The organism is Finegoldia magna (assembly GCF_003182075.1).
GTDB lineage: Bacteria > Bacillota > Clostridia > Tissierellales > Peptoniphilaceae > Finegoldia > Finegoldia magna.
Window position 1 is genome coordinate 1 of sequence record NZ_QGTH01000038.1, and the last position, 6,381, is coordinate 6,381.

A 6,381-nucleotide genomic window follows, 5' to 3' on the forward strand; every position below is an offset into this window, starting at 1 on the left:
TATATGCTGAAATTTTTAAATAAAGGCATAGATAACAGTTTTAGAGGGCGACTAAAAGTGATTAAAGATTTTTCTTATACTATTTCTACAAAACAAATGAGGGTACCCAATTCTGGAATAATAGATATTGGAAAAGGTCAGTACAGGTATTTAACAGAAAGAGAATGCCTAAGACTCATGGGTTTTGATGACAGTGATATTAACAAACTTGAAGAAGCACATCCAAGAAGAAAAAATTGTACTTCAAGCAAGCTATATAAGCAGGCCGGCAATTCAATTGTGGTTGATGTTTTAATGGCTATTATAAAAGAAATTCATAGAATGGAGGTAGGAAATGCAAGTAAATGATTTTAAGAATATACAAGAAGCAATAAAGTATGAAGTTTTGCAAGATGAAAATGAATATTTAAAACTCTTAAAGGTTATAGGTAACAATCAGAAATATGATTTTTCTAGCCAACTAAGTATATATAACAAAGAACCTGAAGCTAGAGCTTGTGCGACTTTTGACATGTGGAAGAAATATTTTGGTCGAGTTGTTATGAGAGGTCAAAAGGGAATTCCAATTTTAGTTGGAAGTGATGTAAGTCAAAGAGTTTCATACATCTTTGATATTAGTCAGACAACATCAATGGATAGGAATATTAATGAGGTTAGCTTATGGCAGTTTGACCACGAAAACCATAAGGAGGCTTTAAAAGAAATAATAAGAGATTCTTCATTTGAAGCTAGTGATTCAATCAATGAAAATATATTTTCTTTAAGTCGAATTTATGGAGATGAATACATTAACTTGGCTCTTGCTGATTTGAGAATAGATATAGAGGATAGACTGAGTTTTGAAAAGTTTATGAGAGACTCAATATCCTATGCAGTAGCTAATAGGTTTAATACAGTCTATCCTATGGATTTGGAAAATTTAAAAAATAATTTTTCTAGGATTAATACAATTTCTTTAGAGCAGATAGGTCTTGTAATATCAAGAGTTAGCGAAGATATTATAGATAGAACAATAGAAAAATCTAAGGAAATGGATCGTGCTAGGCTGCTGACAGAAAGGGCCGCAGCCGACTATAATAGAGATATAGAAAATACAAATGAAGATAGAGGAGGTCAAAATGATTTATATAGACGAGATGATAGGTCAAGAAGTAGAGATGGACGAGTTTTCACAGATGGAAGCGACAGAGGAAATAGCGATGAAGATCGAAGAGAAAACCTTGGACATGATGGAGAAGGATCTGGAATTTATGGAGAGATTCCCGAATCCAACATACGCAGTTCTAAGACTGTCTTACCTGGTAGGGAGCGAGGACATGGAGAACTGGAAGAAACTTCAGAAAATGTACGAGGAGAAAACACTTTTGAACCACCTGAAGGAAATTCAGACTCAGGCAGTGGACTATATCAAGAGAGAGAAAGTCAAGATGATGAAAGCACAAGGATTGACAGAGAAGATGAAAAGAGAGAATCCAGAAGAATACCAAGGACAGATGAACAACTTGATGGCAACAGTGAAGAAAATGGCAATCAAGGAATACGTAGAAGCTTAGAAAATGAAATAAGCCAAGAAAAGGAAGCTGATGAAGCTTCTTTTTTTGATGACAAAAACACTAAAAATAGAAAAGATTACTGGATTGTAGAATTTAATGAAAACCACGAATTAGTTCCCGATTATAGTGGGCAGATAGTAACTAAAGACTTAATCAATATCCTAAGACAAAAGGATATAGATGTTAAAGACCATAATCAAACTCATGGAGAAAATGAATTTGGAGAAATGACTGATGATTATATCGGATATTTCAAATTCTATTTTGACCACTATGTAGACGGAGAAGTTGTCGAGCATTATAGGATTGACCTTGGTGATGGTGAAGAAGTAAATGAGCGTGAATTTTCATATTTAGAAGAACAAGTTGCATTAAGTGAGGAAAAATCATTACAAGAAGAAGTTAAGGAAAATATAGAGCCTAAGTTTAAGATAGGCGATCAAGTTAGATATAAAGATAAGGACTTTACAATTACAGATTTTGATGAACTAAGTGGAGGACTTAAAACTGTCACTATCAGAGATAATATGGAATATATGGGAGGTATGATTAGGGGTTCGGAAGTAATTCCATATAGAAACGATTCATACCTTGAAGAAATCTTTGAAAATCTAAGTCAAACATCAGAAAAACTAGCAGTAAAAGTTGGTAAGGAATTTATTTTAGAAGATGAGAATACCTTTGATGGAATTAACTTAATTGAAACAGAAACTAAAGTAGAAGTTAATGGAGAAGAATTTACCTTATATAAGGGTGAAACATTTGAAGAGAGTAGAAAGATTGATGACCTTTTAGATAGTGGAAATTATGAGATATACAAATTATCTGAGCATGAAAAACAAATTGAAAGACAAGTAGAGCAAGAAAGCTTTATTGATGACCACAATCCTGAAATTGACCAAATGATGGATAGGTATAATGTCCCAAGACAAGCAGCCGAAAACTTATTGAGGGGTAAAGAAGATTTAAAAAATTTAGGATATGAACCTAATAAGGAAAAGTTAAGTTTTGCTAGAAATTATGATTTGAAAAATCATATCTACTCAGAATACCTAACACAATCAGAAAAGCTAGATAAAAATATAAAAGCTATTAAAATGCTCAAAAAACTTGAAAATGAAAATAGGAGTCCAAGAGAGTATGAACAAGCCTATCTTGCTGATTATTTAGGTTGGGGTGGTCTTGCCGATGTCTTTGATGAAGAAAAAGGAGGGCAATGGCTTGAAGCAAGAAATATTTTAAAAGAAAATCTAACGAATGAAGAGTATTTGAATGCTAAAGAGTCTACCTTAACATCCTTTTATACACCTAGAGAGGTAATGGATGGAATATATAAGACACTAACAGATATGGGATTTAAGAATGGAAATATCCTTGAACCATCTGCAGGAGTCGGTAATTTTATTGGTAATATGCCAAGTGAAATACGAAGTTCTAAAGTCTATGGAGTAGAAAAAGATAGTCTAAGCGGAAGAATAGCAAGGGAGCTTTATCCTGAAGCAAATATTCAAATTAAAGGCTTTGAAGAAACAAACTTCTCAAACAATTTCTTTGATTTAGTAATTGGAAATGTTCCCTTTGGAGATTTTGAAGTTAACGATCGTGAATATAACAGAAATAACTTTCTGATTCACGATTATTTTTTTGCAAAGTCAATAGATAAGGTAAGAAATGGAGGAATTATCGCCTTCATAACATCATCTGGAACTATGGATAAAAAAGATGAATCTGTTAGAAAATATATTAATGCAAGATGTGAGTTTTTAGGAGCTATGAGGCTTCCTAATACAACATTTAAAGGTATTGCTGGTACAGAAGTTACTTCAGATATTATTTTCTTAAAAAAGAGAGATTCGGTTATAGAAAGAGATGACGATTGGATACACCTAGCAACTGATAAAAAGGGTTTGACTTATAATAAATACTTTGTAGATAATCCTCAGATGGTATTAGGCGATATGAAAGAAGTATCTGGAAGATTTGGAAATACTATTACTTGTGATGAAAAAGAAGATGAAAAGTTAAAAGATTTAATGGATCTTGCAAGTAAGGAAATATCTTCAAACTCAAAATATGAAGAGGTCGAACTATTGGAAGATGAAGAATTAAGTCTTCCAGCAACAGATGATGTTAAGAATTTTTCCTATACCATCATTGATGAAGAAGTCTACCTAAGAGAAAACTCAGTCTTAATTAAGCAGAATATATCAGATAAAAATAAAGAGAAAATAAAAGATTATCTTGATGTAATGAATGCTTTAAAAGATGTAATAGAAAAACAAAAGGACGATTTTTCTGATGAAGAAATAAAAGAATCACAAGCAAAGTTAAATGAAGTCTATGATAACTTTTCAAAGAAACATGGCTTTATTAACTCCTTATCAAATACTAGAGCCTTAAAGGAAGACTCAAACTTTCCTTTGGTATCATCAATAGAAATACTTGATGATGAGGATAATTTCAAAGCTAAGAGTGATATATTTTCAAAAAGAACAATAACAAAGGCAAAAGTAGTAGACCATGTAGACACTTCACTTGAAGCCTTAGTCTTATCAGTTTCACAAAAGGGATATGTAGACTTTGAATATATGGAATCTATAACAAATAAGGATAGGGACACCTTAATTGGTGAGCTTGAGGGCGAGATATTTTTAGACATTAAGGACACAGACCTAATAAATAACAGAATGCCCTTTGAAAACTTTAACAATGACGATTCATTTCATTTTTCATATGTATCTGCTGATGAGTATCTAAGTGGCAATATTAGAGAAAAGATTGGTTACCTCAATTCATATATCGGAGAAATTGAAAATGTAATAGATTTAGCACCTTCTGAAAAGAAAGACACATTATTAAACGAGTTAGGTAAACTCAAATATCAAAGAGAGAAATTACAAGAAGTTATGCCTGAAGAACTCACTGCTTCTGATATAAATGTAAGGTTAGGAGCAACATGGATACCTCAGAAAGATATAGAAGATTTTACCTTTAATCTTTTAAAAACACCTGGTTATGATAGGTGGAATATAAATGTTAGGTTCTCGCCACACACAAGTGAATGGAATATTGAAGGCAAAAGTGTTGACTCGTCTAATGACCTTGCTAACATGACTTATGGTACAAGTAGAGTAAATGCCTATAAGCTAATTGAAAATGCTCTTAATCTAAAAGATACAAAGGTATTTGACCAAGTAATAAATGATGATGGGTCTAAGACTTCTGTATTAAATAAAAAAGAAACTATGCTTGCAAGTCAAAAGCAAGAACTGATTAAAGAAGAATTTAAGAATTGGATATTTGAAGATCCTGATAGAAGATATAAGCTAGAAAAGATTTATAATGAAAAATTCAATTCAATTAGAAATAGAGAATTTGATGGCTCTAACTTAACTTTTGATGGAATGAATACTGAAATAAGACTTCGAGAACATCAAAAAAACGCCATAGCAAGGACTCTTTATGGTGGAAATACACTACTTGCCCATGTAGTAGGAGCAGGAAAAACTTTTGAAATGGTAGCTTCTGCTATGGAATCTAAAAAGTTAGGACTTGCAAGTAAATCATTATTTGTAGTTCCAAACCATCTAACCACTCAAATCGGGAGAGAGTTTATGCAATTATATCCGTCAGCAAATATTATGGTGGCCGATAAAAAAGATTTTCAACCAAAAAACAGGAAAAGATTTATTGGTAGGATCGCAACGGGAGAATATGATGCAGTCATCATAGGACACTCTCAATTTGAAAAAATACCAATGTCCAAGGAATACCAGGTAAGGCATATACAAGACCAAATAGATGATATAGTTTCCTTTATTGACGAGAATAAAAGAAATAGAGGGGAAAATTTCACAGTAAAACAACTGGAAAAGACAAAGAAAAAACTCTTGGTAAGACTTGAAAAACTAAATGATGATTTTAAAAAAGATGATGTAATTACCTTTGAAGAACTAGGAGTAGATAAGTTATTTATAGACGAAGCTCATAATTACAAAAACTTATTCTTGCATACCAAGATGAGAAATGTAGCTGGTATCGGTCAGAGTGAAGCCTTTAAGTCTTCGGATATGTATATGAAATGTAGGTATGTGGATGAAATGACAGATGGCAAGGGAGTTGTATTTGCTACTGGTACACCAATATCAAATTCAATGACAGAGCTTTATACCATGCAAAGATACCTTCAATATGACGATTTAAAGGCAAGAGGATTAGAACATTTTGATGCCTGGGCTTCTACTTTTGGAGAAACAGAAAACACCTTTGAATTATCTCCAGAAGGCACTGGATATAGGCAAAAGACAAGATTTTCAAAGTTTTATAACTTGCCAGAACTGATGAGCATGTTTAAAGAAGTAGCAGATATAAAGACTTCAGATATGTTAAATTTGCCAGTACCAGAAGCAAATTTTGAAGTTATTAAAACAAAGCCTACTGAGGAACAAAAAGAAATATTAGAAACTATTTCAGAAAGAGCTGACGCAGTTAGAAATAACCAAGTCGAGCCAACAGAAGATAACATGCTAAAGATTACAAATGATGGTAAAAAACTTGCCCTTGATCAAAGATTAATAAATCCACTACTTCCCGATGATCCTAATTCAAAAGTTAATGTATGTGTAAAAAATATCTTTTCGATCTGGGATAAGACAAAAGAAAATTCATCGACCCAATTAGTATTTTCAGATATGTCTACACCAAAAGGAGATGGAGAATTTAATATCTATGATGATATTAGAAATAAGCTAGTGAATATGGGAATACCTAAAGAAGAAATAGCCTTTATCCACGAAGCAGATACAGACAAACAAAAAGATGAATTGTT

General features: G+C 32.4%; 1 protein-coding gene and 1 pseudogene. Both read left to right on the plus strand.

The features are described 5' to 3' along the window. Nucleotides 1-348: DNA cytosine methyltransferase (locus tag DES33_RS09255; RefSeq protein WP_211305694.1), on the plus strand; the 348-nt coding region annotated here is incomplete at its 5' end. 1,633 nt (nt 349-1,981) lie between these two features. After that, nucleotides 1,982-6,381 (plus strand): annotated as a pseudogene (locus DES33_RS09260) (Eco57I restriction-modification methylase domain-containing protein); the annotation flags it as partial.